This is a genomic window from Stenotrophomonas cyclobalanopsidis (assembly GCF_008710035.1).
GTDB lineage: Bacteria > Pseudomonadota > Gammaproteobacteria > Xanthomonadales > Xanthomonadaceae > Stenotrophomonas > Stenotrophomonas cyclobalanopsidis.
The window spans coordinates 189,713-213,687 of sequence record NZ_VYKI01000003.1 but is presented as its reverse complement, the minus strand read 5'-3'; the positions used below and the strand labels follow the sequence as shown (position 1 = coordinate 213,687).

At 67.6% G+C, this 23,975-nt stretch carries 20 protein-coding genes and 3 tRNA genes; 18 read left to right on the top strand and 5 right to left on the bottom strand.

Annotated features, from left to right (window positions below):
* Window positions 1-6: 6 nt before the first annotated feature.
* From FJU31_RS04380 to FJU31_RS04365, 4 genes are all read left to right on the top strand, one after another.
* Window positions 7-492, top strand: a complete 486-nt coding sequence (locus FJU31_RS04380; protein WP_150453641.1) for a pilus assembly PilX family protein — start codon at window positions 7-9, stop codon at window positions 490-492.
* A complete protein-coding gene (locus tag FJU31_RS04375; protein WP_150453640.1) occupies window positions 489-5,111 on the top strand; it encodes a pilus assembly protein in 4,623 nt (1,540 codons plus the stop codon). The genes FJU31_RS04380 and FJU31_RS04375 overlap by 4 nt, the downstream gene beginning before the upstream one ends.
* A 22-nt stretch (window positions 5,112-5,133) precedes the next feature.
* Window positions 5,134-5,547 (top strand): type IV pilin protein, encoded by a 414-nt coding sequence (locus FJU31_RS04370; protein ID WP_150453639.1) that lies wholly within the window; start codon window positions 5,134-5,136, stop codon window positions 5,545-5,547.
* Between the two features lie 47 nt (window positions 5,548-5,594).
* A tRNA-Asn gene (locus FJU31_RS04365) sits at window positions 5,595-5,671 on the top strand.
* Between the two features lie 56 nt (window positions 5,672-5,727).
* On the opposite strand, the gene FJU31_RS04360 is transcribed toward FJU31_RS04365, so the two are convergent.
* Window positions 5,728-6,207, bottom strand: coding sequence for a GspH/FimT family protein (locus FJU31_RS04360; RefSeq protein WP_246161211.1), 480 nt, complete (start codon window positions 6,205-6,207; stop codon window positions 5,728-5,730).
* A 187-nt stretch (window positions 6,208-6,394) separates the two neighbouring features.
* Here FJU31_RS04360 and uvrB point away from each other — a divergent pair, with 187 nt between their 5' ends.
* From uvrB to FJU31_RS04345, 3 genes are all read left to right on the top strand, one after another.
* A complete protein-coding gene (gene uvrB, locus FJU31_RS04355; RefSeq protein WP_150453637.1) occupies window positions 6,395-8,422 on the top strand; it encodes an excinuclease ABC subunit UvrB in 2,028 nt (675 codons plus the stop codon).
* A gap of 104 nt (window positions 8,423-8,526) precedes the next feature.
* Window positions 8,527-8,601 (top strand) — tRNA-Val (locus FJU31_RS04350).
* A 99-nt stretch (window positions 8,602-8,700) separates the two neighbouring features.
* Window positions 8,701-8,775: transfer RNA gene (locus tag FJU31_RS04345), tRNA-Val, on the top strand.
* An 86-nt stretch (window positions 8,776-8,861) separates the two neighbouring features.
* Here FJU31_RS04345 and FJU31_RS04340 read toward each other — a convergent pair.
* The 4 genes from FJU31_RS04340 to FJU31_RS04325 form a co-directional block, all read right to left on the bottom strand.
* On the bottom strand, window positions 8,862-9,341 hold the full coding sequence (locus FJU31_RS04340; protein ID WP_150453636.1) for a hypothetical protein: 480 nt from the start codon (window positions 9,339-9,341) through the stop codon (window positions 8,862-8,864).
* A gap of 69 nt (window positions 9,342-9,410) precedes the next feature.
* Entirely contained in the window at window positions 9,411-9,677 is a 267-nt protein-coding gene (locus tag FJU31_RS04335; RefSeq protein WP_150453635.1) for a hypothetical protein, read from the bottom strand.
* Window positions 9,678-9,830: 153 nt separating this feature from the next.
* Window positions 9,831-10,118 carry a hypothetical protein gene (locus tag FJU31_RS04330; RefSeq protein ID WP_150453634.1) on the bottom strand — a complete coding sequence of 96 codons (288 nt, stop codon included), beginning with the start codon at window positions 10,116-10,118 and terminating at the stop codon, window positions 9,831-9,833.
* A gap of 32 nt (window positions 10,119-10,150) precedes the next feature.
* Window positions 10,151-10,918, bottom strand: coding sequence for a MipA/OmpV family protein (locus tag FJU31_RS04325; protein ID WP_150453633.1), 768 nt, complete (start codon window positions 10,916-10,918; stop codon window positions 10,151-10,153).
* Between the two features lie 144 nt (window positions 10,919-11,062).
* Here FJU31_RS04325 and FJU31_RS04320 point away from each other — a divergent pair, with 144 nt between their 5' ends.
* The 11 genes from FJU31_RS04320 to uvrC all read left to right on the top strand — a co-directional run bounded on the left by FJU31_RS04320 (window position 11,063) and on the right by uvrC (window position 23,975).
* A complete protein-coding gene (locus FJU31_RS04320) occupies window positions 11,063-11,734 on the top strand; it encodes a response regulator transcription factor (protein ID WP_150453632.1) in 672 nt (223 codons plus the stop codon).
* A 1-nt stretch (window position 11,735) separates the two neighbouring features.
* Entirely contained in the window at window positions 11,736-13,079 is a 1,344-nt protein-coding gene (locus tag FJU31_RS04315) for a sensor histidine kinase (RefSeq protein WP_150453631.1), read from the top strand.
* A 68-nt stretch (window positions 13,080-13,147) separates the two neighbouring features.
* Window positions 13,148-15,535: a DNA internalization-related competence protein ComEC/Rec2 gene (locus FJU31_RS04310; RefSeq protein WP_150453630.1), complete on the top strand. Its 2,388-nt coding sequence runs from the start codon at window positions 13,148-13,150 to the stop codon at window positions 15,533-15,535.
* Window positions 15,536-15,538: 3 nt separating this feature from the next.
* A complete protein-coding gene (locus tag FJU31_RS04305; RefSeq protein ID WP_108768412.1) occupies window positions 15,539-16,201 on the top strand; it encodes a MotA/TolQ/ExbB proton channel family protein in 663 nt (220 codons plus the stop codon).
* A gap of 3 nt (window positions 16,202-16,204) precedes the next feature.
* Complete coding sequence (locus FJU31_RS04300; RefSeq protein ID WP_150453629.1) at window positions 16,205-16,627, top strand: ExbD/TolR family protein; 423 nt, start codon at window positions 16,205-16,207, stop codon at window positions 16,625-16,627.
* The gene (gene msbA / locus FJU31_RS04295) at window positions 16,624-18,372 is read left to right on the top strand and encodes a lipid A export permease/ATP-binding protein MsbA (RefSeq protein ID WP_108768414.1); all 1,749 of its coding nucleotides are present in this window, start codon (window positions 16,624-16,626) and stop codon (window positions 18,370-18,372) included. Before FJU31_RS04300 ends, msbA begins: the two co-directional genes overlap by 4 nt.
* Entirely contained in the window at window positions 18,372-19,391 is a 1,020-nt protein-coding gene (gene lpxK / locus FJU31_RS04290; protein WP_150453628.1) for a tetraacyldisaccharide 4'-kinase, read from the top strand. The genes msbA and lpxK overlap by 1 nt, the downstream gene beginning before the upstream one ends.
* Before the next feature lie 75 nt (window positions 19,392-19,466).
* On the top strand, window positions 19,467-20,240 hold the full coding sequence (kdsB, locus tag FJU31_RS04285) for a 3-deoxy-manno-octulosonate cytidylyltransferase (RefSeq protein ID WP_150453627.1): 774 nt from the start codon (window positions 19,467-19,469) through the stop codon (window positions 20,238-20,240).
* Window positions 20,237-20,725 carry a low molecular weight protein-tyrosine-phosphatase gene (locus FJU31_RS04280; RefSeq protein WP_150453626.1) on the top strand — a complete coding sequence of 163 codons (489 nt, stop codon included), beginning with the start codon at window positions 20,237-20,239 and terminating at the stop codon, window positions 20,723-20,725. Before kdsB ends, FJU31_RS04280 begins: the two co-directional genes overlap by 4 nt.
* Window positions 20,722-22,134: a hypothetical protein gene (locus FJU31_RS04275; protein WP_150453625.1), complete on the top strand. Its 1,413-nt coding sequence runs from the start codon at window positions 20,722-20,724 to the stop codon at window positions 22,132-22,134. Before FJU31_RS04280 ends, FJU31_RS04275 begins: the two co-directional genes overlap by 4 nt.
* Window positions 22,131-23,975 carry an excinuclease ABC subunit UvrC gene (gene uvrC / locus FJU31_RS04270; protein ID WP_150453624.1) on the top strand — a complete coding sequence of 615 codons (1,845 nt, stop codon included), beginning with the start codon at window positions 22,131-22,133 and terminating at the stop codon, window positions 23,973-23,975. Before FJU31_RS04275 ends, uvrC begins: the two co-directional genes overlap by 4 nt.

The following is a 23,975-nucleotide window of genomic DNA, read 5'->3' as shown; positions in this document are numbered from 1 at the left end:
GCCATGATGCGTACGCCACGATCCCAGCCGGCCTTTCCGCAGCGCCAGCGCGGTGCCGTGCTTTATGTTGCGCTGATCATGCTGATCCTGCTTGCCCTGATCGGTATCGCCGGCATGCAGGTCACCAGCATGCAGGAGCGCATGGCCTCCAACTATCTGCGCACCAACCTGGCGTTCCAGAATGCCGAATCGAGCGCGCGCGCGACCGAAGCGACCATTGAAACCGCACTGGACAGTGGCGCGAACGTGTACCTGGCCAACCAGGAAGAGTGCAGCCCCACCTTCGATCCGGCGACCTGGGCCAACGCAGTCACCGCCACCTCGTCCAACTACACCCGGCGCCTGGACAAGTGCTTCGCCTCCTCGACCATCACCGTGGGCAAGAAGCGCAACGAAGAGACCGGAAACATCTACCAGGTCACCGCGCTTGCCAGTGACCAGGCCACCGACGCAACCGCCAGCGCTGTCATCGATACGGTCTTCATCCCATGAACAACGATCAACGCTTTCTTCGCCTGCGCCCCTCAACCTGGCTGAAAGGCGGCGCTGGGCTGGCCGTTCTTGCCGGCCTGGCCGCGCTGATCATTCCGCTGCATGCAGCGCTTGGCGACTACGACATCGCACAGGAGCCGCTGTACACCAAGCAGAGCCAGCCGCCGCTGATGATGATGGTGATGTCGCGTGACGAGCAGCTGTTCAACAAGGCCTACAGCGATTACAGCGATCTCAACGAAGACGGCACGCTGGACACCACCTACCTTGATACATTCGAGTACGGCGGCTATTTCGACTCGAACCTCTGCTATGCGTATGCCAGCGGTGTGTTCAAAGCCTCCGCCGCCGCCGGGGGTGCCAACAAGCACAGCTGCAGCAGTGCGTGGTCTGGCAACTTCCTGAACTGGATCACCATGAGTCGCCTCGACGTGATGCGAAGCGTGCTTTACGGCGGCCAGCGCTCCACTGACGACGCGAACAAAACGGTCATTGAGCGCGCGCAGATACCCAACGATCTGCATGCTTGGGTGAAAGTTTACAGCGGCAGCGACATCGGTAGCTTTGCGCCGCTGAGCGGTACCCAGTCATTCTGCAATGCGACCATTTCCGCCAGCGGCGCGCCGCTGATGCGCGTGGCCTCGGGCAACTGGTCCGAATGGGCGTCGACCGCTGCACGGCAGTGTGATGCCAACCGTTCCGGTGACGGCGCTGCCGATATTCCCAAGAACCCGGTCGATTACACCGTGCGCGCGGAAGTCTGTGGCTCGACCACCGCCGCGCTGCGTGAGAGCTATTGCCGCAAGTACAGCGACGGCACCACCGACCGCTACAAGCCGGCCGGCGTGCTGCAGACCTACGGCGAAAGTGGTCGCCTGCGATTTGGCTTGATCAGCGGTACCTATGCCAATCCGCGCGACGGTGGTGTCTTGCGCCGCAACATCGGCAAGATCGCGGGCAATGGCACCTCGTTCTGTGCTACTGGTGATGAGATCAATCTGTCCACCGGCCAGTTCTGCAATGCACTGAACAGCGGGAATGAGGGGGTCATTAATACCATCTCCAATTTCCGTATCGACCAGTGGAACTGGAACAGCAACTGGACCGACTGCAACACCTACGGCATCCTCAATCGTCAGGGTCAGAACGGCAACGGCAACCTGACCGACCCCGGCACCGGTGGCCAGAAGTGCAGTGCGTGGGGCAATCCGCTGGCGGAGATGTATGCCGAAGCGCTGCGTTACGTGACCGGTGGCACCAAGGTCTACGGCGACAGCGGCGACCTCGGTGGCCTGCCGACCAACGTCACTTGGCAGGACCCTTACCGATTGCCGGCCAATGGCGGCAATTCCTACTGCGCCACCTGCAACATCCTGGTCCTGTCCTCGGGCCTGCCTTCGTTCGACAGCGACGACATCGGCGCGGTGACCAACCTGACCAGCGCAACGGCGGCGACCGATGCCGTCGGCGTAGCGGAGGGCATCGCCGGCAAAACTTACATGGTCGGTCGCGTCGGTGACACCCCGAGGGGTACGTCGCTCAACACCCATGAGGACATCTGCCAGGGCCAGACGGTCACCAGCCTGAGCAAGGCGCGTGGCATCTGTCCAGATATCCCGTCGATGGAAGGCAGCTACATGATCGCCGGACTGGCCAAGGCGGCGGCCGAGACCGACATGCGTCCCGGCGTACAGAGCAAGCCGTCGTCGTACAAGCTGACCGCGACCACCTACACCGTCGCCATGGCCGAGAACCTGCCGCAGTTTGAGATTGCTGTGGGCAACAGCAAGATCGGTCTGGCACCGCTGTGCCAAGCGAACAATACCGGTTCTGCCACGCAGACCTCCTCCGGCTGGCGCAGCTGCTTCCTGGGTGCGGTCGGCATCGGCACAAAGACTGCCAACAGTACGGGTGGAGGCTTGGTGTACGGGCGGCCCTACCGAGCCGATGCCAAGGCCGGTAGCTTCTCGCTGGTCTGGGAGGATTCGCTGTGGGGCAATGACCACGACAACGACGTCGTTGCCATGCTGAGCTACTGCGTGGGTTCGACCTGCATGGACAACGGCGGTATCAACAACATCTGCTGGCGTGCAGACACCAGCAAGAGCGTGAGCGCGGCAAACAATGCGGCGATCTGCAACACCACTGGCCTGATCAGCACGCCCGCCGAAGACGAGGTGGTGATCCGCATCGAGAATCTTTCGGCCTACGCCGGAAACGCGATGCTGACCGGCTACACCATCACCGGCTCCAATGCCGCAAGCACCGTGCAGCGACTCGCCCTCCGTCCCGGCGGCTCCGACAACTCGGTGCTGAGCAACACGAACAACTTTCCTTCGAACTGGCAGAAGCCGGTCGTCATCAAGTACAAAGCGTCTACTACCGCAGCAGGGCAGCTGCAGAGCCCGCTATGGTACGCGGCCAAGTACGGCAAGCCTGCCGGTGGCAAGGCATGGGACAGCAAGGTCAAGGGCGTGCCGGATAATTACTTCCTGGCCCGCAATCCGACCAAGTTGAAGCAGGCACTGGAAGAGATCTTCGACAGTGCGGCCGAAGGCGATGCCCCGGTCGGCGGCAGCGGTTCGGGTGCGCGAATCAGTACCGGCTCGTTCACCGTGGCATCGCACTTCCGCGTGCCGTCAGGCAGCAACGACTGGACTGGCGACGTGATCGGAACCGAGGTCACCAGTACCGGCGTCGACGGCAAGGAGCTGTGGAAGGCGTCGAGCAGGATCACCTCGTCCACGCGTCGCATCTTCATGGCGAAGACGCCCACCTCGACCGACTCCAATGGCCAGGTAACCGCCGCGAGTGTCGCTGAATTCCTGGCCAGCAATCTGGCGGGTACCACGGATAACGCCAAGGTCGAGACCCTGGGTCTTTCCTCAACCGCGCTGCCGGCCTGGTACAGCAAGAAAACGCCGGGGGACCTGGTCAACTATCTCCGTGGCTCCGCCATCAGTGGCTTCCGCACGCGCAGCTCGCCGCTGGGTGACATCGTGAACTCGACCACCGAGGTGGTGTCGAACCGCGACGATTTCGGCTATGCATCGTGGTCGACCTCGGCGACGACGTGGAAGAAGACTCTGGGTGCTTCCTACGCCACGTTCCTGACCGCCAAGCGGGCCGCGGGTGGGCCGCCGACCATGGTCTACGTCGGCGCCAACGACGGCATGCTGCACGGCTTCAACGCGTCAGATACCACGTCGGCGGGCAACGAGGAGTTGGCTTTCGTTCCGTCCACGTCCCTGCAGCACATCGCCGAGCTGGCCAATCCCCAGTACGGGCATCGTTACTACGTGGACGGTCCGCTGACTTCGGCTGACGCCTACGACGGCACCAACTGGCGGACGGTCCTGGTGGGCACGACGGGCGGAGGTGGTTCCTCGGTTGCGCCCAGTAGTGGCAGGACCAGCAATGGTTCGGTCTTCGCGCTGGACATCGGAAGCCCGACCACGTTCGGTGCCAGCAACGTTCTGTGGGAAGTCTCGGGCAAGACCGAGTCGGACCTGGGCTTCGTGCTGGGCAAGCCGGTGGTCGTTCCTGCCACCGGGACCTCCGCAGGGGGGCAGCCGCGCTTTGTGGCGCTGTTCGGCAACGGCGTCAATTCGACCAGTGGCAAGGCGGTCCTGTTCGTGGTTGATATCAGCAGTGGCAAGGTTCTGCGTCGCATCACGCCGACCGGTTCCGGCTATGCCGTCCGCAATGGCCTGATCAACCTGGCACCGGTCGCGCTGAAGAACAACGATGGCATCACCGATACCGTGTACGGCGGTGACATGCAGGGCAACCTGTGGAAGTTCGATCTGTCCGACACCAACATCAACAACTGGACGGTGGCTCTGAGCGGCGCGCCGCTGTTCACTGCCGTCCGCGACAACAAGCCGCAACCGATCATGAGTGGCATCGAGGCCACGCGAGGTCCGTCCGGCGGCGTCAATGTCTACTTCGGCACCGGCCAGTACTTCGCCGCCGATGACAATGCCGTCAGCAGCTCTTCGCCGGTGCAGAGCCTTTATGGCATCTGGGACAACCTGTCGACCGCGGTAAGTGGACGCAGCGCACTGCAGGCGCAGACGGTCACCACGACCACTGCAAACGCGGGTTACTCCGGACGCGCGGTCAGCCGGACCGAGTTCGTCTATGGCGATGTGCGCGGCTGGTATGTCGACCTGGTGGTTGGAAACACCATTGAAGGCGAGCGCTTCGTCGGCAACCCCACCATCCAGAACGGCACAGTGTTCTTCACCACCTATGTTCCCGGTACCGCCATCTGTGGCAGTGGCGGTGGCGTGAACTGGATGTACGGACTGAACCTGCTGACCGGTGGTGGCGCCATGAGCGGGCTGACGACCAGCATCAACGGGCAGTCGGTCTGCAGTGGCAACTGCGGTGCAGTCGCTCTGAACAAGGGCGGCAGCACGGGCCAGGGGCCGCCAGTCAAGGACAGCAACATCTTCGTACCCAAGCTGACGCCGTGCGATCCGACCAAGGCAACCTGCACGGTGCAGCAGCTGCTGGACGCGGAAGCGTGTACCTTCGTGCTGCGGGCGCAGGGCGCAGATGCCATGTACATGCCGCGCCCCTGTGGTCGCCAGTCCTGGCGCCAGATCCGCTGATGAGGTTGCCAGAGAGCATCGTATGAAGATCAACTCGTTTTCCCGCATGGCGCGTGGTTTCACCCTCATCGAGCTGATGATCACGGTAGCGGTGGTGGCGATCCTTGCCGCCATTGCGATCCCGTCCTACAGCGAGTACGTGCTGCGTTCGCGCCGGGCCCAGGCCAAGGCCGATCTGGTGGAGATCGCCCAGCAGCTGGAGCGTTTCCACACCGTGCAGAACACCTATGCGGGGGCGACGCTGCCGTTCGAGCAGTCCCCGCGTGATGGCACGTCGCGCTACACGATTTCGTTGAACGGGAAGGCCACTGCATCGGCCTTCACCCTGCAGGCAGTGCCGGCGACCGGGCAGGACAAGGACAAGTGCGGCACCCTGACTCTGGACCAGGCCGGGCGCAAGACCCCCACGGCGGCGAAAGTCGCCGGCTGCTGGTAAAGAGGGTATTGCATCCCCTGCAATCACCGTCTAGAATTCGCCTCCCCGCCCGAATAGCTCAGCCGGTTAGAGCACTTGACTGTTAATCAGGGGGTCGTTGGTTCGAGTCCAACTTCGGGCGCCAGATTCGAGAAAGCCGCGAGAAATCGCGGCTTTTTTCGTTGTTGCTCTGGCGCCGTCTCAGCAGTCGGCGGGTGATCGGGGGCGCTCGCTGCGTACCCGGCCGGTCACGTTGATGACCACACGGCTGTGCTCGCGCCCGTCCACGCACAGCACGAGGGACTGGTTGGTGCCTGCATTGCGTCCGTCCGGCAGGAACTGCACATGAGGGCGGTGTTGGCTGGATTGGACCCTGATGCCGCCCGGTTGCCGGTCGCGCACATGCACGACCTTGCCCGGTGCTGCTGCTCCCCACGGTGAGTCTTCCGTACGCACCAGCCAGCCGAGGCTCCATTCCTGGCTGCAGGACATGCCGTCGAGCGAGCCACAGACGGTGACCCGCCTGCGCTGGGTCACCGCCGTGGAGCGCGCCAGCACCAGGCTGCCGGTGAGCTCGGCGCGCAGGGTGTCGGCGCGCAGGCGTGCCACCAGGCGCTGCCAGGGGCCCCATGCGAGCGTGAGCAGGACGGCCAGCAGCATGACGACCAGCAGCAGTTCCATCAGATGGAACCCCGGCGCGGGGTGGGGCAGGTGAGTCAGGGAGCGGCACGGCTTCATGCTTTCAGCCTGAACGCCTGCTCCCCATGCCGGCCATCGGCCGAGCACGCATCGCGGTGCAGGGCGTTTCCTCAACCGGCCGTCACCAGACCGGCCGCTATAATCATCATTCCCGGGACCTGGCAATACCATGAGCGACAGTTTTCAACTCGTCTCGCCGTATTCACCGGCGGGCGACCAGCCCAACGCGATCGCGAAGCTGACCGATAATTTCGAAGCGGGCATCGCCAAGCAGACGCTGCTGGGCGTGACCGGTTCGGGCAAGACCTACACCATCGCCAACGTCATCCAGAACGTGCAGAAGCCGACGTTGATCATGGCGCCGAACAAGACGCTGGCCGCGCAGCTGTATGGTGAATTCAAGGCGTTCTTCCCGCACAACGCGGTGGAGTACTTCGTCAGCTACTACGACTACTACCAGCCCGAAGCCTACGTGCCGTCCTCGGACACCTTCATCGAGAAGGACAGTTCGATCAACGAGCACATCGAGCAGATGCGTTTGGCGGCGACCAAGACGCTGCTGTCGCGCCCGGATGCGATCGTGGTGGCCACCGTGTCGGCCATCTACGGCCTGGGCGCGCCGGAAGACTACCTGTCGCTGCGCCTGATCCTGTCCAAGGGCGAGCGCATCGAGCAGCGCGACCTGATCAACCACCTGACCCAGCTGCAGTACACGCGCAACGAGTACGAACTGCAGCGCGGTACGTTCCGCGTGCGTGGCGAAGTGATCGATGTGTTCCCGGCCGAGTCGGACAGCGAGGCCCTGCGCATCGAACTGTTCGATGGCGAGGTTGAAAAGATCACGATGTTCGATCCGCTCACCGGCGAGACGATCCGCAACATGCAGCGCTTCACCGTCTACCCGAAGACCCACTACGCCACCACGCGCGAGCGCGTGCTGGCCGCCGTGGAGACCATCAAGGTGGAGCTGAAGGAGCGCCTGGAGCAGCTGTACGCGGAGAACAAGCTGGTCGAGGCGCAGCGCCTGGCACAGCGCACCCAGTTCGACATCGAGATGATGGCCGAGGTCGGGTTCTGCAACGGCATCGAGAACTACTCGCGGCACCTGACCGGCAAGAATGCCGGCGAGCCGCCACCGACCCTGTTCGACTACCTGCCGCCGGACGCGCTGCTGGTCATCGACGAATCGCACGTGACCATTCCGCAGATCGGCGCGATGTTCAAGGGCGATCGTTCGCGCAAGGAAACCCTGGTCGAGTTCGGCTTCCGCCTGCCGTCGGCGCTGGACAACCGTCCGCTGCGTTTCGAGGAATGGGAGGCGCGCTGCCCGCGTGCGATCTACGTGTCCGCCACGCCGGGCCCGTATGAGTACCGCGAGGCCGGTGATGACATCACCGAGCTGGTGGTGCGCCCGACCGGCCTGATCGATCCGGTGGTGGAGATCCGCCCGGTCGGCACCCAGGTCGACGACCTGATGAGCGAAGCCAACGAGCGCATCAAGGCCGGTGACCGCGTGCTGGTCACCACGCTGACCAAGCGCATGGCCGAGAACCTCACCGAGTACCTGACCGAACATGGCATCCGCGTGCGCTACCTGCATTCGGACGTGGACACGGTGGAGCGCGTGGAGATCATCCGCGACCTGCGCCTGGGCAAGTTCGACGTGCTGGTGGGCATCAACCTGCTGCGCGAAGGCCTGGACATGCCGGAAGTCTCGCTGGTGGCGATCCTGGATGCGGACAAGGAAGGTTTCCTGCGTTCGACCGGTTCACTGATCCAGACCATCGGCCGCGCCGCCCGCAACGTCCGTGGCAAGGCCATCCTGTATGCGGACAAGATCACCCGCTCGATGCAGGCCGCGATCGACGAGACCGACCGCCGCCGCGCCAAGCAGGTCGAGTACAACGAGGAGCATGGCATCGTGCCGCGTTCGGTGGCCCGGCCGATCGTGGACGTGCTGGAAGGCGCGCGCTCCGATGCCGCCGAGAAGGAGTCCCGCAAGGGTAAAGGCAAGGGCAAGGGCAGGGCAGTTGCCGAGGATGCGGCCGATTACCGGTCGATGTCGCCGGCCCAGCTGGCCACACGGCTCAAGGCGCTGGAGCAGCAGATGTACCAGCACGCCAAGGACCTGGAGTTCGAAGATGCCGCCCGCGTGCGCGACCAGATCCGGCAGCTGAAGGAGGCCAGCCTCGGCTGAACACGGCAGCGCGGCAATCTTCACAAAAGTGTTGCGCTTACCTGTCGGCATCCGTAATATACGCGGCCTGCACCAACGCAATCGCGGAGATGCAGAAGCAAAACGGGCGGTTAGCTCAGCGGTAGAGCACTACCTTGACATGGTAGGGGTCACAGGTTCGAACCCTGTACCGCCCACCACGAAGTCCCTTCCAGAGGGGCTGTCGTGACCTGAAAAGCCCGGCCCTGGCGCCGGGTTTTTACGTAGCAAGGCCAGCCTTCGGGCGGCACGAACAAGATGGGCGGTTAGCTCAGCGGTAGAGCACTACCTTGACATGGTAGGGGTCACAGGTTCGAACCCTGTACCGCCCACCACCTGCCTCCCGGCATTGCCGGTGCAGCGGTGGAAACAGGAAAGCCGGCCCGATGGGTCGGCTTTTTTGTTGCCTGGCTTCCGCCCCTCAGAACTGGATCATGCGGCACATACGCACCGGTCGTTCGCTGCGCACCAGGCCCTTGTCCATGCGGCACTGCTGCACGCGCGCCTCGGCTTTGCTGCGGCACTCCGGGCACATCGCGGCCAGCGCGCTGTCCTTTCCCTGCGCCGCAGTGCAGGCGCGCTGCGCGTGGTCGGCGCGTGCCTCGATGGCGCGCTCCGGGGAAACGGCCTCGCCCATGGCATTGACGAAGCGGTAGTCCGCGAACGGCTGCGGCAGCGCGCATTCCTGCCGGGCGTTTTCCACATACGCCGCCTCCAGCTGGCGGCGCAGCTGCGCGCCCTGGTGATCGCAGTCGGCGACCAGCGAGCGCGACGCGGCAGGCGTCAGCTGTGGGTTCACGTAGACCGGGCGGGTGCGGATTTCGCTGCCGAACGGGCAGCAGGCGGCAAGCAGCACGACGGCAAGCAGCAACAGTACATGGGCAACGATCCGGGTCTTCATGGCGCTTACTTTCGACAGGGCACCATGCTGTCACCGGGCGTGCTGGCGATGATGAATCGCGGCTGGCGATCAGTGCGCGCCCGATGCGCCCATGTTGAAGCGGTGACGCAGCTGCCAGTGGCCCTCGACCTGGTGGACCACGCCCAGGGCATGCGTCTTCCCGCCTGCGCCGCGCTCCCAGCGCAGCATGCTGTCCTGGCGCAGGCGCAGCTGCAGGCAGAGATCGTCGGGGCTGGCCGGGGTCAGCCCGGCAGGGAGCGCCTGGCCCGCATCCGGGCCGCCGCTGCCAGCGCTGGACAGGACCGCGTGCAACAGCAGCAGGGCAAGCATCGGCATGGCGCGGTGCTCCGGAGAAGGGAGTGCAGCGTGTCATTGGCGCTGGCGGATCGATACCGGCATGCGACGAAGCGGGGAAATGTGCGTGCCAAGGGCTCGCTACGGAGATGAATCCGTGCGCTGGCGGGCCGGTCCGCGCACCAGCAGCGCCGCTCAGGCCGCGGCGTAGACCTGGCGAAGGTTGCGCAGCGTCGACTGGCGGTGCGCCGTGGCGCAGGCCTCGTCCATCTCCAGTTCCTGCAGCCGCAGGCCGACCAGGGTCATCGACAGGGCATAGCCGCGGGCCGCATCGGCAACACGCGACAGGCCGAGTGCGCGGCGCACCAGCGCGTCGATGTGGGCCTGGTCCGGCATCAGGCCGAGGTAGGCCTGCTCTGCACTGTCCAGGTCGGGCGCGCGCAGGATGGCCTGCGCATCGGTGGGGAAGGAGACGGAGGCCATGGGGGTGTCCTTGTCCGTTGCAGGGCGCGCGATCAGAACGCGCGCATCAGGGAAATGAAGGCGGAGTTCTGCGCGCCGCGGCGGGCCATCGGACTGTCCTTGACCGCATCGCCGAACCACTGGCTGGCGACCACGCCGGTAGCGCGCCACTTCGTACCCAGCGGTGTGCTGACCGCGATCTGCAGGCCCGGCGACGTGGCGCTGCCCGGCGAATAGGCGGCCAGACCGGAGCGCAGGGCTTCCTCGTCGCTGGTGCCGTAGTAGTAGTCGAGCAGGCGTGCACTGCTGTGCACCACACCCACGCGCGGCACCCAGGTGAAGCGCCCGGCCTGGATCGGATAGCTGTAATACAGGCTGGATTCGAGGCCGCCACCGTGGCCGCTGACCTCGCGCTTGACGCTGGCCGACAGGGCACCCCAGTCGGCGCTGTACTCGGCGCTGACGCCGGCCATGGCCGACATCTGCCGGCTATGCAGGCGGCGCAGCTGCGCATCGGTCACGTCTTCGGTCTTGAAGCGCAGCGTGTAGGGCGTGACCACCGCGGAAACGCGCAGGCCCTGTTCCTTGTACAGGTACATGCCCAGCGAGCCGGGGCTGGCATGGAAGCGCTTGCCCTGCCATGCCAGCGCCGGCACCACCAGTGGCTTGTCATCGTAGTGCGCGTACGCACCCGTGGTCGCGCCGAAGGTGATGCCGGCCTGCACGCCCGGTGCCTGTTCCTGGGCGCTCGCCAGCAGCGGCGTGGAGAGAGCGGCGGTGCACAGCAGGGGGCGCAGCAGGGCAGGGGGCAACGGGAGCATCGAGGGGCACTTTGCAGGGAACCGTGTTGCATCCTGACCGCGCAACATTGTCGGAACATTGCGCCACGGTAATGTCCGTGCAAAGGCCTCATTGGTGCCCGGCAGGCACTATCATCGGCAGCGTTTCCGGTAGCCGAGCCCACGATGCGCATCCTCCTGGTGGAAGACGATCCCGATCTCTCGCGGGCCCTGCAGTCGGGGTTGGAACGGCAGGGCGTGGTCGCCGACGTGGTCGGCAGCCTGTCCGAGGCGGCGCTGGCCCTGCGCGAACCCGTGCACCAGCTGCTGCTGCTCGACCGCCAGCTGCCCGATGGCGATGGCGCCGGTTTCGTTGCCACCGCGCGTGCGTTGCGGCCGAACATCGCGGTGATCATGCTGACCGCCAAGGGCACGTTGTCGGACAAGGTGGAGGGGCTCGATGTCGGCGCCGACGACTACCTGGTCAAGCCGGTGGCGATCGAAGAACTGATGGCGCGCATCCGCGCAGTGTCACGGCGGCCGTCGGCGATGGTCACGCCGAGCCTGCGGCTGGGCAACTTCGAGTTCGATTTCGAATCGCTGCAGGCGCAGGTCGACGGCCAGCTGCTGACCTTGCCGCGGCGTCAGGTACTGGTGCTGCAGGCGCTGGCGATGCGCCAGGGACGCACGGTCACCCGCAGTGCGCTGGAGGCGGCGGTGTACGGTTTCGACGATGAGATCCAGTCCAACGCACTGGATGCGCATATCTCCAAGCTGCGCAAGGCGCTGCAGCAGGCGGGCGCGGGCGTGGAGATCCACGTCATCCGCGGCGTCGGCTACCTGCTGGCGGAGGCCTGAGATGGCCAGGCAGATCCGTTCGATCACCCTCGGCCTGGCCTGGCGCCTGTTCCTGGCGCAGGCGTTCACCGTGCTGTTCGCGGTGGTGGCGCTGATCCTGACCTGGGGTGACAAGGAGTCCTGGAACATGGACATGTTCACCGCCGAGGACGTCGCCAAGGCCGTGCACAGCCAGGGCGCGCACATGGTGCTGGACGAGCCGCGCTGGCAGGCGTTGAACGCGCGCGCCGGTGGCAACCTGTGGTTCGTCGCCGTCGATGACCGCGGCATCTGGCTGGAGCGCGGCAAGGTACCTGCGCTGCATGCACCGCTGCTGGCGCGGCTGCCGGCATTGGGCGCAACCGAAGTCGGATCGCTGGTGCCGCCCTATCTGGACGTGGCGCGGGTGATGGTGCGCATCGAGGATGGACGTCGCATCACGGTGATGGCCGGTGGCGCGCCCAAGGGCGGGCTGGTCGACGGCGCGCTGATGGTGCTGCGGCTGATCGGTTTCTGGTTCTTCCTGCCGCTGATCGTGGTCACCCTGCTGGTGATGCCCACCGTCATCCATCGTGCGATGCGTGGGGTGCGCCGGCTGGCGCAGCAGGCCAAGGAGCTGGACGTCGGCCAGCCCGGTGCGCGCCTGGACGAACAGCTGGTCTCCACCGAGGTCGCGCCCCTGGTGAGTGCCTTCAACGATGCCATCGACAAGGTGCAGCAGGGCTACGCCGCGCGCGACAAATTCCTGGCCGATGCCGCGCACGAACTGCGCGTGCCGATCGCGGTGGTGCAGGCACGGCTGTCGCAGCTTCCTCAGGGTGAACTGAAGTCGCAGCTGCTGACCGACGTGGCGCGGCTGGGCAACGTCGCCGAGCACCTGCTCGACCTGCAGCGCCTGGACCGCAACGTCAGCACGCTGCAGCGCGTGGATCTGGCCCATGTGGTGCGTGAATCGGCGGCCGAGCTGGCGCCACTGGTGGTCGGCGCAGGGTATGGCTTCGAAGTGGATGCGCCGGAAGCACCGGTCTGGATCCAGGGCGATGGCCTGGCGCTGGGCCGGGTGATGGCCAACCTGGTGCACAACGCCATCGTCCACGGTGGCGGCCGCGGCACCATCTGCGTGCGCCTGGATGCGCAGGGACTGCTGGAGATCAGCGATCAGGGCGCGGGCGTGCCGGTCGGTGACCGCGAGTCGATCTTCGAACCCTTCCATCGCCTGCGTGCCGCCGGCAGTGGCAGCGGCCTGGGGCTGCATCTGGTCAAGGAGATCGTGCAGCACCACGGTGGTACGGTCAGCGTGGCCGAAGCCGTCGGTGGTGGCGCCAGCTTCCGGGTCAACTTCCAGCGCGCCACCCTGCGCCGCTGAGCCTGCCCACAGCGGCGCGCGGGTTTGCCTGATAGGCAGCCCTGCCGCCGCGCGGCGACGCTGCGCCCATGCGCACCGTTGCCGTGGTTGCCCCCCTGCTGGGCCCTGCCTGTGCCGCCGGCCTGGTGCTGGGGGCGCTGGCGTGCGTGCTGCTGCCGGCATTGCCGCCGCGCTGGCTGTGCAGCGTACTGGCGCTGCTGGCCCTGCCGGGTTGGGCATGGCGGTGGCGCGGGCGCGCATTGGCCGCCGCCGTGTTCGGCCTGGCCTGGGCCGGCTGCCACGGCCACCTGGCCCTGCAGCAGCAGCTCCCGGCGGCGGCGACGGCGCAGGATGTACGGGTACGCGGGCGCATCGCTGACCTGCCGGTGCGGCGCGATGACCACAGCCGTTTTCTGTTCGACGTGGCTGAGGTGGAAGGATGGCCGGCGCTGCAGGGGCGGCGCCTGCAGGTCAGCTGGCATGCACCGCGGCGTTCCGCGGTTCACGATGCCCTGCGCGGCACGCTGCACGCCGGTGCCCATTGGGAGTTGTCGCTGCGCGTACGGCCGCCGCGCTCACGGATCAATCCGGGCGGCTTCGATGCGGAACGCCATGCGCTGCTGCAGGGCCTGGCCGGCAGTGGCAACGTGCGCGAGCCCGGAGCCGCCCGACAGCTGCGCGCCGCCCATGGCCTGGCCGCGTGGCGCGAGCGTTGCAGTACCGCCATCGCCGCCCAGGTCGGCAGGCCGTCAGCGCGATTCGTCCAAGCGCTGGCCGTGGGCGATACCCGTGGCCTGACCGATACCGACTGGGAGCAGCTGCGTGCGCTGGGCCTGACCCACCTGATCGCCATTTCCGGCTTCCACGTCGGTCTGGTCGCGGGTTTTGCGGCGCTGTTGTGCGCAGGTCTGTGGGGGCTTTGCCCTGCATTGGCACGCGCCTGGCCGCGTCCGCAGGCCGCCGCGTGCGCCGCGGCGTTGGCGGCCGCCTTCTACACGCTGCTGGCGGGCAGCGAACTGCCCACCGTGCGCACCGCGCTGATGATCGCTGCGGTTGCAATGGCGCGGGTCTGCCGGCGGCCGCTGGGCACGGCGCCGGCGTTGTCCCTGGCGGCCGCGCTGATGCTGCTGCCGGCCCCGCTCTCGGTGCTGTCGGCAGGCTTCTGGCTCAGTTTCGGTGGCGTGCTGTGGCTGCTGTGGTGCCTGCCGCAGCAGTCGCCGTCCGGCGTCGGCGGCGTGCTGCGCGCGGCGCTGGCCGGGCAGGGCGTGGCCAGCGTGGCACTGCTGCCGCTGGCGGTGGTGCTGTTCGGCGGCACGTCGTGGCTGGGGCCGGTGATCAACCTGCCGGTCATTCCCTGGTGGAGCCTGCTGGTGGTGCCGCTGGCCCTGCTCGGCACCGGCCTGCAGGCGCTGCACGACGGGGCGGGGATGTGGCCGTGGCGCGCGGCGGCCTGGGTATTCGATCTCAGCTGGGGGCTGCTGCAGCCCCTGGCGCAGCACCCGCAGGCGATGTGGTGGCTGCCGCAGGCGCCGCGCTGGGCACTGCCGGCAGCCCTTGCCGGGGTGTTCTGGTGGCTGCTGCCGCGCGGGGCCGGCGGTGGCCTGGCGGGCGCGCTGCTGTGCCTGCCGCTGCTGTGGCCCGCCGCATCGGGGCCGCGCCACGGCGAGGTGGAAGTGCTGGTGCACGATGTGGGGCAGGGTGCGGCGGTGCTGCTGCGCACCGCCACGCATGCGCTCTGGTACGACGCCGGGCCGCCGGCCGGGGAGGGCCGCGAACGGGTGCTGCTGCCGGCCGCGCGCGCGCTGGGGCAGGCGCCGCCGGCGCAACTGCTGCTCAGCCACGACCACCTCGACCATGCGGGCGCTCTGCCGGCCCTGCGCCGGGTGCTGCCGGGGCTGCAGGTGCTGGCCCCGCCAGGCAGCCAGGTCGAGGGCGCCAGGCCCTGCATGAAAGGCCTGCACTGGCAGTGGGACGGGGTAGATTTCCAGGTACTGCATCCGCCAGCCGATGGCAGCGAACGTGACAACGAGGCCAGCTGCGTGCTGCGGGTGGCCGGTGCCCACGGGGTCGTGCTGCTGCCCGGCGACATCGGCGCACGGGCCGAACAGCAGCTGCTGCAGGCGCAGGCGGCGGCGGTGCGCGCCGACGTGGTGCTGGTGCCACACCACGGCAGTGGCGGCAGCTCGACAGCCGCCTGGGTGGCGGCCGTGGCGCCCCGGCTGGCGCTGGTCTCGGCCGGACATCAGAACCGCTTCGGCCACCCGAAACGTGACGTAGTCCTGCGCTGGCGGGCCGTGGGCGCCGAGGTGCTGGCCACGGCCGACGCCGGCGCGATCCGCGTATGGCTTGGCGCACAAGGGCTGCAGGTGCGTGAACAGCGTATCCACGCGGCCCGGTGGTGGGATGCCGCTGGGCGGGCGCGGTCGGCTGCTATCCTATCGCCGATCGAACAAGCGGCCGTTGGGCCGGAGGGTTGAAACGTGTGGGAACTGGTCAAGGCCGGTGGCTGGCCGATGGTGCCGCTGCTGCTGTTGGGCGTACTGGCTTTGGCGATCGTCCTGGAGCGTTTCTGGTCCCTGCGGCGCAATGAGGTGCTGCCGCCTGGCCTCGGCCAGGAAGTGCGCAACTGGGCTGCCCGCGGCAAGCTCGACCCGGCCCACCTGCAGACCCTGCGGGCGAACTCGCCGCTGGGCGCGCTGCTGGCCGCGGCGCTGGAAGCCCGCAACCGCCCGCGCGACCAGATCCGCGAGCGCATCGAGGACACCGGCCGCCACCTGGTCCACCGCATGGAGCGTTTCCTCAACGCGCTGGGCACCATCGCCTCGGCCGGCCCGCTGCTGGGCCTGCTCGGCACGGTCATCGGCATGATCCAGATGTTCCTGGGCATCCTCGACCACGGCGTCGGTGATGTGAACCAGCTGGCCGGCGGCATCGGCAAGGCGCTGGTGTGTACCGCCACTGGCATGATCGTGGCCATCCCGGCGCTGATGTTCCATCGCTTCTTCAAGGGCCGCATCCACGGCTACGTGGTGGAGATGGAACAGGAAGCCAGCGCCCTGCTGGACACGCTGGACGGCCGCCCGGGCGTGATGAACGGCGCACCGGCGCCGCGTGCCGCCGCACCTGCCACGGCCAAGGCCTGATCGATGCGCATCGGCAACGACCGATCCCAGGATGAGCCGCACATCGATCTGGTTCCGCTGATCGACGTCATCCTGGTCCTGATCATCTTCTTCGTGGTCACCACCACGTTCGATGCGCGCTCGACGCTGCAGGTGCAGCTGCCGACCGCCAGCGACCAGCAGACCAATGAGCCGCCGCGTTCGCTCAGCGTGCTGATCAACGCCGACGGCCGCTACTTCGTCAACGACCAGGAAGTGCTGCGCACCGACGTCGAATCGGTCAAGCAGATCATTGCTGCGGTGGCCGGTACCGACCGCGGGCAGACCGTGCTGCTGCGCGCCGACGCGCGCACCCCCTACCAGGCCGTGGTCACCGCGCAGGATGCGCTGAGCCAGCTCGGCTTCCGCCGTATCGCAATCGCAACAGCGCCAGAGGTGCGTCCATGAGTTCCAATCACGCGCCGGTGTGGCCGATCTACAAACGCCTGCTAGGCTATACCCGGGCCTACTGGGTGTTCATGGTGGCCGCCGTCATCGCGATGGTGGTCGAGGCCCTGGCCGGCTACCACTTCACCAAGCTGATGGAACCGCTGGTCAACCGCGGCTTCGTCAATCCCGAGCCGCGCATGGCGGTGATCCTGCCGCTGACCATCCTCGGCCTGTTCCTGATGCGCAGCCTGGCCACCTGGGTCAGCGACTACACGCTGGCCAAGACCGGCCGCAGCGTGGTCCGCGACCTGCGTGAGCAGATCCTGGAAAAATACCTGCACCTGCCGTCCTCGCACTTCGATACCGAAGCGACGCCGGTGATGGTCAGCCGCCTGAACTTCGATACCGAGCAGGTCACCCAGGCCAGCGCCGACGCGCTTAAGACCGTGGTGGCCGACACCCTGACCATCATCGCCATGCTGGTGGTGATGCTGCAGATGAGTGTCAAGGTGACCCTGGCCATGCTGCTGGTGGTGCCGCTGATCGGTGCCATCGTCTCCTACGTGGGCAAGCGCTACCGGCGCATCAGCCGCGGCATCCAGGACGGCATGGGCACCATGGCGCAGACGGCCGAGCAGTCGCTGGCGGCGCAGCAGGAAGTGAAGGTGCACGGCACCCAGCAGCACGAGATCAGCCGCTATTCGCGCCTGGCCAACCGCATGCTGGCGCTGAACATGAAGGTCGAAGTGACCCGCGCTGCGGCGTCGAGCGTGGTCCAGTTCCTCGCCGCGCTGGCGCTGGCGGTCATCGTCTGGGTGTCCACCCGCGAGGCGCTGGCCGGCAAGCTCAACGCCGGCCAGTTCATGGGCCTGATGACCTCGATGATGGCCATCATTCCCTCGCTGCGCCGCCTGACCAGCGTGCAGACCTCGATTTCGCGCGGCGTTGCCGCTGCTGAGCGCCTGTTCGGCATCATCGACATGCCGGTCGAGCGCGACGCAGGGCGCACGCCTCTGCAGCGCGCCCGCGGCGAACTGGCTTTCGAGCACGTCATGCTGCGCTACCGCGCCGACAGCGGTATCGCGCTGGATGACATCAGCTTCGTCGCCCGGCCCGGTACGGTTACCGCCATCGTCGGTCGTTCCGGCAGCGGCAAGACCAGCCTGATCCGCCTGGTGCCGCGCTTCTACGAGCCCAGTGGCGGCCTCATCACCCTCGATGGCGTGGCCCTGGATGACTATCCGCTGGCCGACCTGCGCCGCCAGGTAGCCATCGTCGGGCAGAAGGTCATGCTGTTCGATGACACCATCGCCGCCAACATCGCCTATGGCATGGACGCGACCGATGAACAGATCCGTGCTGCGGCCGAAGCTGCCAACGCCTGGGAGTTCATCGCGCGCATGCCGCAGCAGCTGCAGACCCCGGTGGGCGAGAACGGCGCGCTGCTGTCCGGCGGCCAGCGTCAGCGCCTGGCGATCGCCCGCGCGATCCTGCGCGACGCGCCGATCCTGATCCTGGACGAAGCCACTGCCGCGCTGGACAACGAATCCGAACGCCTGGTGCAGGACGCACTGCAGCGCCTGATGCCCGAGCGCACCACCCTGGTGATCGCGCACCGCCTGTCCACCATCGAGCACGCTGACCAGGTGCTGGTGATGGACCACGGCCGCATCGTCGAGCGTGGCACCCACAAGGAACTGCTGGAAATGGGTGGCCTGTACCAGCACCTGCACAGCATGCAGTTCCGCGAAAGGCAGGACTGATGGCAGGCAAGGGTACCCAGACCCCACCGTACTGGTACGACGGCAGCCCGGTTCCATTGCCGATGCGGCTGCTGGCGCCGGTCTATGCCGGCGTGGCCGCGCTGCGCCGGCGGCTGTACCGCAAGGGCTGGTTCAAGCGGCATGCGCTGCCGGTGCCGGTCATCGTGGTCGGCAACATCACCGCCGGTGGTACCGGCAAGACGCCACTGACCATCGCCCTGGTCGAGCGCCTGCGCGCGGCCGGCTGGAAGCCGGGCGTGGCCAGCCGTGGTTATGGTCGCGAGGAAGCGGACAAGGCGCGCTGGGTCGAGGCCGATACGTCCACCGCGCTGGGCGGTGACGAACCGGTGCTGATCGCGTGGAAGACCGGCGTGCCGGTGCGCGTGGACAGCGACCGCGTGGCGGCCGGCAAGGCACTGATCGCGGCCGGCTGCGATGTCATCGTCTGCGATGACGGCCTGCAGCACTACCGGCTGCAGCGCGACATCGAAATCGAGGTCATCGATGCGCAGCGCCGCTACGGCAATGGCCGGATGATTCCCGCCGGGCCGTTGCGCGAGCCGGTCAGTCGTGCCGACGAATGTGACTTCCGCGTGGTCAACCTCGGCCAGGCCGATGAAGCCACCGCCGCCCAGGCCTGCGGTTTCGGCCAGTGGCCGATGGCCCTGCACATCGACAGCGCGCAGCCACTGCCGGGTGGGCGTCCGCGCCCGCTGGCCTACTTCGCGGGCCAGCGCGTGCATGCCGTGGCCGGCATCGCCAACCCGCAGCGCTTCTTCGCCATGCTGCGTGCGCGCGGCATCGGCGTGGTGCCCCATGCCTTCGCCGACCACCAGGTCTACCAGCCGCAGGACCTGTCCTTCGGCAGCCAGCTGCCGGTGCTGATGACCGAGAAGGACGCGGTGAAGTGCCGCGCCTTCGGTAACGACTGGCATTACGCGGTGCCGCTGCGCGCCGAACTGCCGGCCGCCTTCTGGGTGGCGCTGACCGACCGCCTGGACAAGCTGCGCCCGAACTGAGCGGCCGCGCGGCGCTTGCAATCGCCCGCCGCCGGCCGCATTCCCGTTGTATCGCGCCTGCCGAGTACCGCCCGCATGACTGAATTCGTTGTCGCCATTCCGGCCCGCCATGCCGCCTCTCGGCTGCCGGGCAAGCCGCTCCGCCCGCTGGGGGGTGAGCCGCTGGTGCTGCACGTGGCACGTCGCGCGCTGCTGGCCGGCGCCCGCGAGGTCTGGGTGGCCACCGATGACAGCCGCATCGCCGACGCCCTGGATGGCCTCGCCGAGGTGAAGGTGGCCATGACCGCGGTCAGCCACGCCTCCGGCACCGACCGCCTGGCCGAATGCGCGCGCATCGCCGGCTGGTCCGACGAGACCGTGGTGGTCAACCTGCAGGGTGATGAACCGTTCGCCCCGGCGGCCGGCATCCGTGCCGTCGCGCAGGCGCTGGTCGAGGGCGATGCGCCGATGTCGACCCTGGCCACCCCCGTCGAGGATGCCGAGACCCTGTTCGACCCGAACGTGGTCAAGCTGGTGCGCAACGTACGCAACGAGGCGATGTATTTCAGCCGCGCGCCGATCGCCTGGCACCGCGATGGCTTCGCACGCAACCGAGAGGCCTTGCCGGAAGGCCATCGCTGGCTGCGCCATATCGGCATCTACGGCTATCGCGCCGGCTTCCTGCAGCAGTTCGCGGCGATGCCGCCGGGCCAGCTGGAGCAGGTCGAGGCACTGGAACAGCTGCGCGTGCTCGAAGCCGGTTTCCCGATCAGCGTGGCGATCTCGCCCGAAGCCTTCCCGCCGGGCATCGACACGCCCGAGGACCTGGCCCGTGCCGAAGTCCTGCTGCAGTCCATGGCCGCGCGATGAACCTGCTGGTCGTCTGCCTGGGCAACATTTGCCGCTCGCCGATGGCCGAGGGCGCCCTGCGTGCCCGATTGCAGGCCTCGCCGCTGGCCGACCGGGTGCAGGTCGACTCGGCCGGCACCGGCGACTGGCACGTGGGCGAAGCACCTGACCGCCGCGCCATCGCCTGCGCCGCCCGTCATGGCGTAGATATCGGCGGCCTGCGCGCGCGTCAGCTGCAGGCGCGCGACTTCGAACGCTTCGACTGGATCCTCTGCGCCGACGAGGCCAACCTGCGCGACGCCGCGCGGCTGGCCACGCACCCCCAGCTCGGGCGCCTGTCGCTGTACCTGCCGTGGTCGGGCGGGCAGGGCGTGCAGGCCATCCCCGACCCCTACACCGGCGGCCAGGATCACTTCGAGCAGGTCTGGTCGATGGTCGACCAGGCCGCGGAACGGACCGTGGCACGACTGTTGCATGACGCCGAGTCCGGCATAATCAGGCCATGAATGCACAGCCCGTCCAGGACCTGCCCGAGTTTGCTACCTGGCTCAACGCCGCCCCCTGCACCCTGACCGAACTTCGCGGTCGGCCGGTCGCGCTGCTGTTCGTCAATGCCGCATCGGCCTGGAGCATGCAGCGGCTGGCCGAGTTCGGCCAATGGCTGTCACGCAACCCAGGCCGCCTGCAGCCGTTGGTGCTGCATGTGCCGCGCTTCGATTTCGAACGCGACGCCGGCGCTGCGCTGAAGCTGCTGCGCAGGCAGGGGCTGTCGATGCCGGCGCTGCTCGATGCCGACTGGGACGGCTGGCGCCGCTTCGGCGTCACGGCCTGGCCGACCGTCATCCTGCTCGACGCGCAGGGGCGCGAACAGCAGCGGCTGGTGGGCCTGAGCGCACCCGGTGAGCTGGAACGCGCCCTGAACGATCTCTGCGAAGGCGCGCCGCCGGCGCCGTCGCGCGGGGGCAGCGAGCTGCATCCCGAACTGCCGCATCCGCTGCGTTTCCCGGCCGGCCTGGCGGTCAACCGGGACCGCCTGTACATCGCCGACAGCGGGCGCCATCGCATCCTCGAGTGCAGCCACGGCGGGCGCGTGCTGCGCCAGTTCGGGCTGGGTACTGCTGATTTCATGGATGGCAACCTGGCCGAAGCCGCGTTCCACCGCCCGCAGGGGCTGGTGCTCGAGCGCGAGTCGCTGTACGTGGCCGATACCGGCAACCACGCGGTGCGCCGCATCAACCTCTCGACCGGCCAGGTCGACACGCTGTGCGGCAACGGCCGCCCCGGCACACCGGTCGAAGGGCCGGTGGCGCAGGCGCGGCAGGTGGCACTGGACAATCCGGTCGGCCTGGCGATCGCCGACAACCAGCTCCATATCGCCATGGCTGGCGACAACCGCCTGTGGAGCTTCCACCTCGGCCTGCGCAGCCTGCAATGGCGCGCAGGCAGCGGTGCCAACGACGAGCGCGACGGCAGTGGCCACATGGCCGCCTTCGCCCAGCCCACGGGCCTGGCGGTGGTGCAGCAGGTGCTGTACGTGGCCGATGCGCTGGGCTCGTCGATCCGTGCGGTGCAGCTGCGCGGTGACCTCGTGCAGACCCTGGTCGGGCAGGGCGCCTGGCGCTTCGGCGCCGACGATGGCCCGCGCGGTCAGGCCAGCCTGCAGTATCCGCAGGCCATTGCATTGAGCCCGGACGCACCCGTGCTGTGGATCGCCGACACCGGCAACGGTCGCCTGCGCACGCTGCGTCTGGGTGGCGGTGACCTGGTCACCCAGCCGCTGCCGCGTCGCCTGCACGGACCGGCCGGCCTGGCCGTGGGTGCCGGCGCGGTGTGGATCGCCGAGACCGACGCGCACGCGGTGCTGCGTTTCGACCCCGACAGCGGCGTGCTCAGCGAAGTGCCGATCAGCGAATGACCGATATCACCGCCCCGGCCTTCGACGGCAAGGCCTTCGCGGCCCAGTTGAGCACCGCACCCGGCGTCTACCGCATGTACGCGGCCGACGACACGCTGCTGTACGTGGGCAAGGCGCGCGCGCTGCGCAACCGCGTCGGCAGCTACTTCAACGGCAGCCCGAAGAACGCGCGCATCATGTCGATGCTTTCGCAGATCGCGCGCATGGACGTGACCGTCACGCGCTCGGAAGGCGAAGCGCTGCTGCTGGAAAACCAGCTGATCAAATCGCTGTCGCCGCGCTACAACGTGTCCCTGCGCGACGACAAGACCTACCCGCACGTGCTGCTGACGCGCGAGGACTGGCCGCGCATCGCCCTGCACCGTGGCCCGCGCGCCATTCCCGGCCGTTACTTCGGGCCGTACCCGGGCGTCACTGCGGTACGCGAAACGCTGAACCTGATGCACAAGCTGTTCAAGCTGCGCAGCTGCGAGGACAGCGTGTTCCGCAACCGTTCGCGGCCGTGCCTGCAGTATCAGATCGGCCGTTGCAGTGCGCCCTGCGTGGACCTGGTGCCGGCTCCGGAGTATGCCGAATCGGTGCGTCGCGCCACGCTGTTTCTGGAAGGCAAGAGCGATGAGCTGACCCGCGAGCTGGGGGAGCAGATGCAGGGCGCCAGCGAGGCGCTGGAGTTCGAGAAGGCAGCGCGCCTGCGCGACCTCATCGCTTCGCTGCGCAGCATGCAGACCCGCCAGTACGTGGATGGCCGCGCCGCCGACCTGGACGTGCTGGCCGTGGCCATGCACGGCTCGCAGGCCTGCGTGCTGCTGCTGGCCTTCCGCGATGGACGCAACCTCGGCACCCGCCCATTCTTCCCGCGCACCAATGGCGAGGACAGCCCGGAAGAGGTGCTGGCCGCGTTCGTATCGCAGTACTACATCGAATTCGAGCCGCCGCGCGAGATCCTGCTGGACCGGCAGATTCCCGATGCCGACCTGCTGGTGGCCGCGCTTTCGGCCTCGGCCGAGCGCAAGGTGCAGCTGAAGTGGAACGTGCGTGGCGAACGCGCCGGCTACCTGGAGCTGGCCAGCCGCAATGCGCAGCTGACCCTGGCCACCGAACTCAACAGCCGCAACGCGCAGCACGCACGCAGCGAAGCCCTGCGCGAAATGCTGGGACTGGCCGAGCCGGTCAAGCGGGTGGAATGCTTCGACATCAGCCACACCATGGGCGAAGCCACCGTGGCGTCGTGCGTGGTGTTCGATGCCGCTGGGCCGGTGCGCGCGCAGTACCGCCGCTACAACATCAGTGGCATCGAGCCCGGCGATGATTACGCGGCCATGCGTCAGGCCATCGACCGCCGCTTCCGCCGCGCCGTGGAAGAGCAGGGCGTGCTGCCCGACGTGCTGCTGATCGATGGTGGCGCCGGCCAGCTGGCCCAGGCACAGGCCGCCCTCGCCGACCTGGGCGTTGAAGGCGTGCTGCTGGTGGGCGTGGCCAAGGGCGTTGAGCGCCGCGCCGGCCACGAAGCGCTGGTGATGCCTGATGGCCGCGAGCTGCGCCCGGGCGCAGCCAATCCTGCGCTGCAGTTCATCCAGCAGGTGCGCGACGAAGCGCACCGCTTCGCCATCACCGGACATCGGGGCCGCCGCCAGAAGGCCCGGATGACCAGCAGGCTGGAAGATATTCCCGGTATCGGCCCGCGCCGGCGCGCCAGCCTGCTCAAGCATTTCGGTGGCCTGGTCGGCCTGAAAGCCGCTGGCGAAGCCGAAATCGCCAAGGTCGAGGGCATCAATGACGCCCTCGCTGCGCGCATCTACGCTAACCTGCACGGGTTGGCCACGCCTGACCCGGCCGAGTAG

Coding starts and splice junctions, on each gene's coding strand:
- FJU31_RS04380 (WP_150453641.1), top strand. CDS start 7: ATGCGTACGCCACGATCCCAGCCGGCCTTTCCGCAGCGCCAGCGCGGT.
- FJU31_RS04375 (WP_150453640.1), top strand. CDS start 489: ATGAACAACGATCAACGCTTTCTTCGCCTGCGCCCCTCAACCTGGCTG.
- FJU31_RS04370 (WP_150453639.1), top strand. CDS start 5,134: ATGAAGATCAACTCGTTTTCCCGCATGGCGCGTGGTTTCACCCTCATC.
- FJU31_RS04360 (WP_246161211.1), bottom strand. CDS start 6,207: ATGGAACTGCTGCTGGTCGTCATGCTGCTGGCCGTCCTGCTCACGCTC.
- uvrB (WP_150453637.1), top strand. CDS start 6,395: ATGAGCGACAGTTTTCAACTCGTCTCGCCGTATTCACCGGCGGGCGAC.
- FJU31_RS04340 (WP_150453636.1), bottom strand. CDS start 9,341: ATGAAGACCCGGATCGTTGCCCATGTACTGTTGCTGCTTGCCGTCGTG.
- FJU31_RS04335 (WP_150453635.1), bottom strand. CDS start 9,677: ATGCCGATGCTTGCCCTGCTGCTGTTGCACGCGGTCCTGTCCAGCGCT.
- FJU31_RS04330 (WP_150453634.1), bottom strand. CDS start 10,118: ATGGCCTCCGTCTCCTTCCCCACCGATGCGCAGGCCATCCTGCGCGCG.
- FJU31_RS04325 (WP_150453633.1), bottom strand. CDS start 10,918: ATGCTCCCGTTGCCCCCTGCCCTGCTGCGCCCCCTGCTGTGCACCGCC.
- FJU31_RS04320 (WP_150453632.1), top strand. CDS start 11,063: ATGCGCATCCTCCTGGTGGAAGACGATCCCGATCTCTCGCGGGCCCTG.
- FJU31_RS04315 (WP_150453631.1), top strand. CDS start 11,736: ATGGCCAGGCAGATCCGTTCGATCACCCTCGGCCTGGCCTGGCGCCTG.
- FJU31_RS04310 (WP_150453630.1), top strand. CDS start 13,148: ATGCGCACCGTTGCCGTGGTTGCCCCCCTGCTGGGCCCTGCCTGTGCC.
- FJU31_RS04300 (WP_150453629.1), top strand. CDS start 16,205: ATGCGCATCGGCAACGACCGATCCCAGGATGAGCCGCACATCGATCTG.
- msbA (WP_108768414.1), top strand. CDS start 16,624: ATGAGTTCCAATCACGCGCCGGTGTGGCCGATCTACAAACGCCTGCTA.
- lpxK (WP_150453628.1), top strand. CDS start 18,372: ATGGCAGGCAAGGGTACCCAGACCCCACCGTACTGGTACGACGGCAGC.
- kdsB (WP_150453627.1), top strand. CDS start 19,467: ATGACTGAATTCGTTGTCGCCATTCCGGCCCGCCATGCCGCCTCTCGG.
- FJU31_RS04280 (WP_150453626.1), top strand. CDS start 20,237: ATGAACCTGCTGGTCGTCTGCCTGGGCAACATTTGCCGCTCGCCGATG.
- FJU31_RS04275 (WP_150453625.1), top strand. CDS start 20,722: ATGAATGCACAGCCCGTCCAGGACCTGCCCGAGTTTGCTACCTGGCTC.
- uvrC (WP_150453624.1), top strand. CDS start 22,131: ATGACCGATATCACCGCCCCGGCCTTCGACGGCAAGGCCTTCGCGGCC.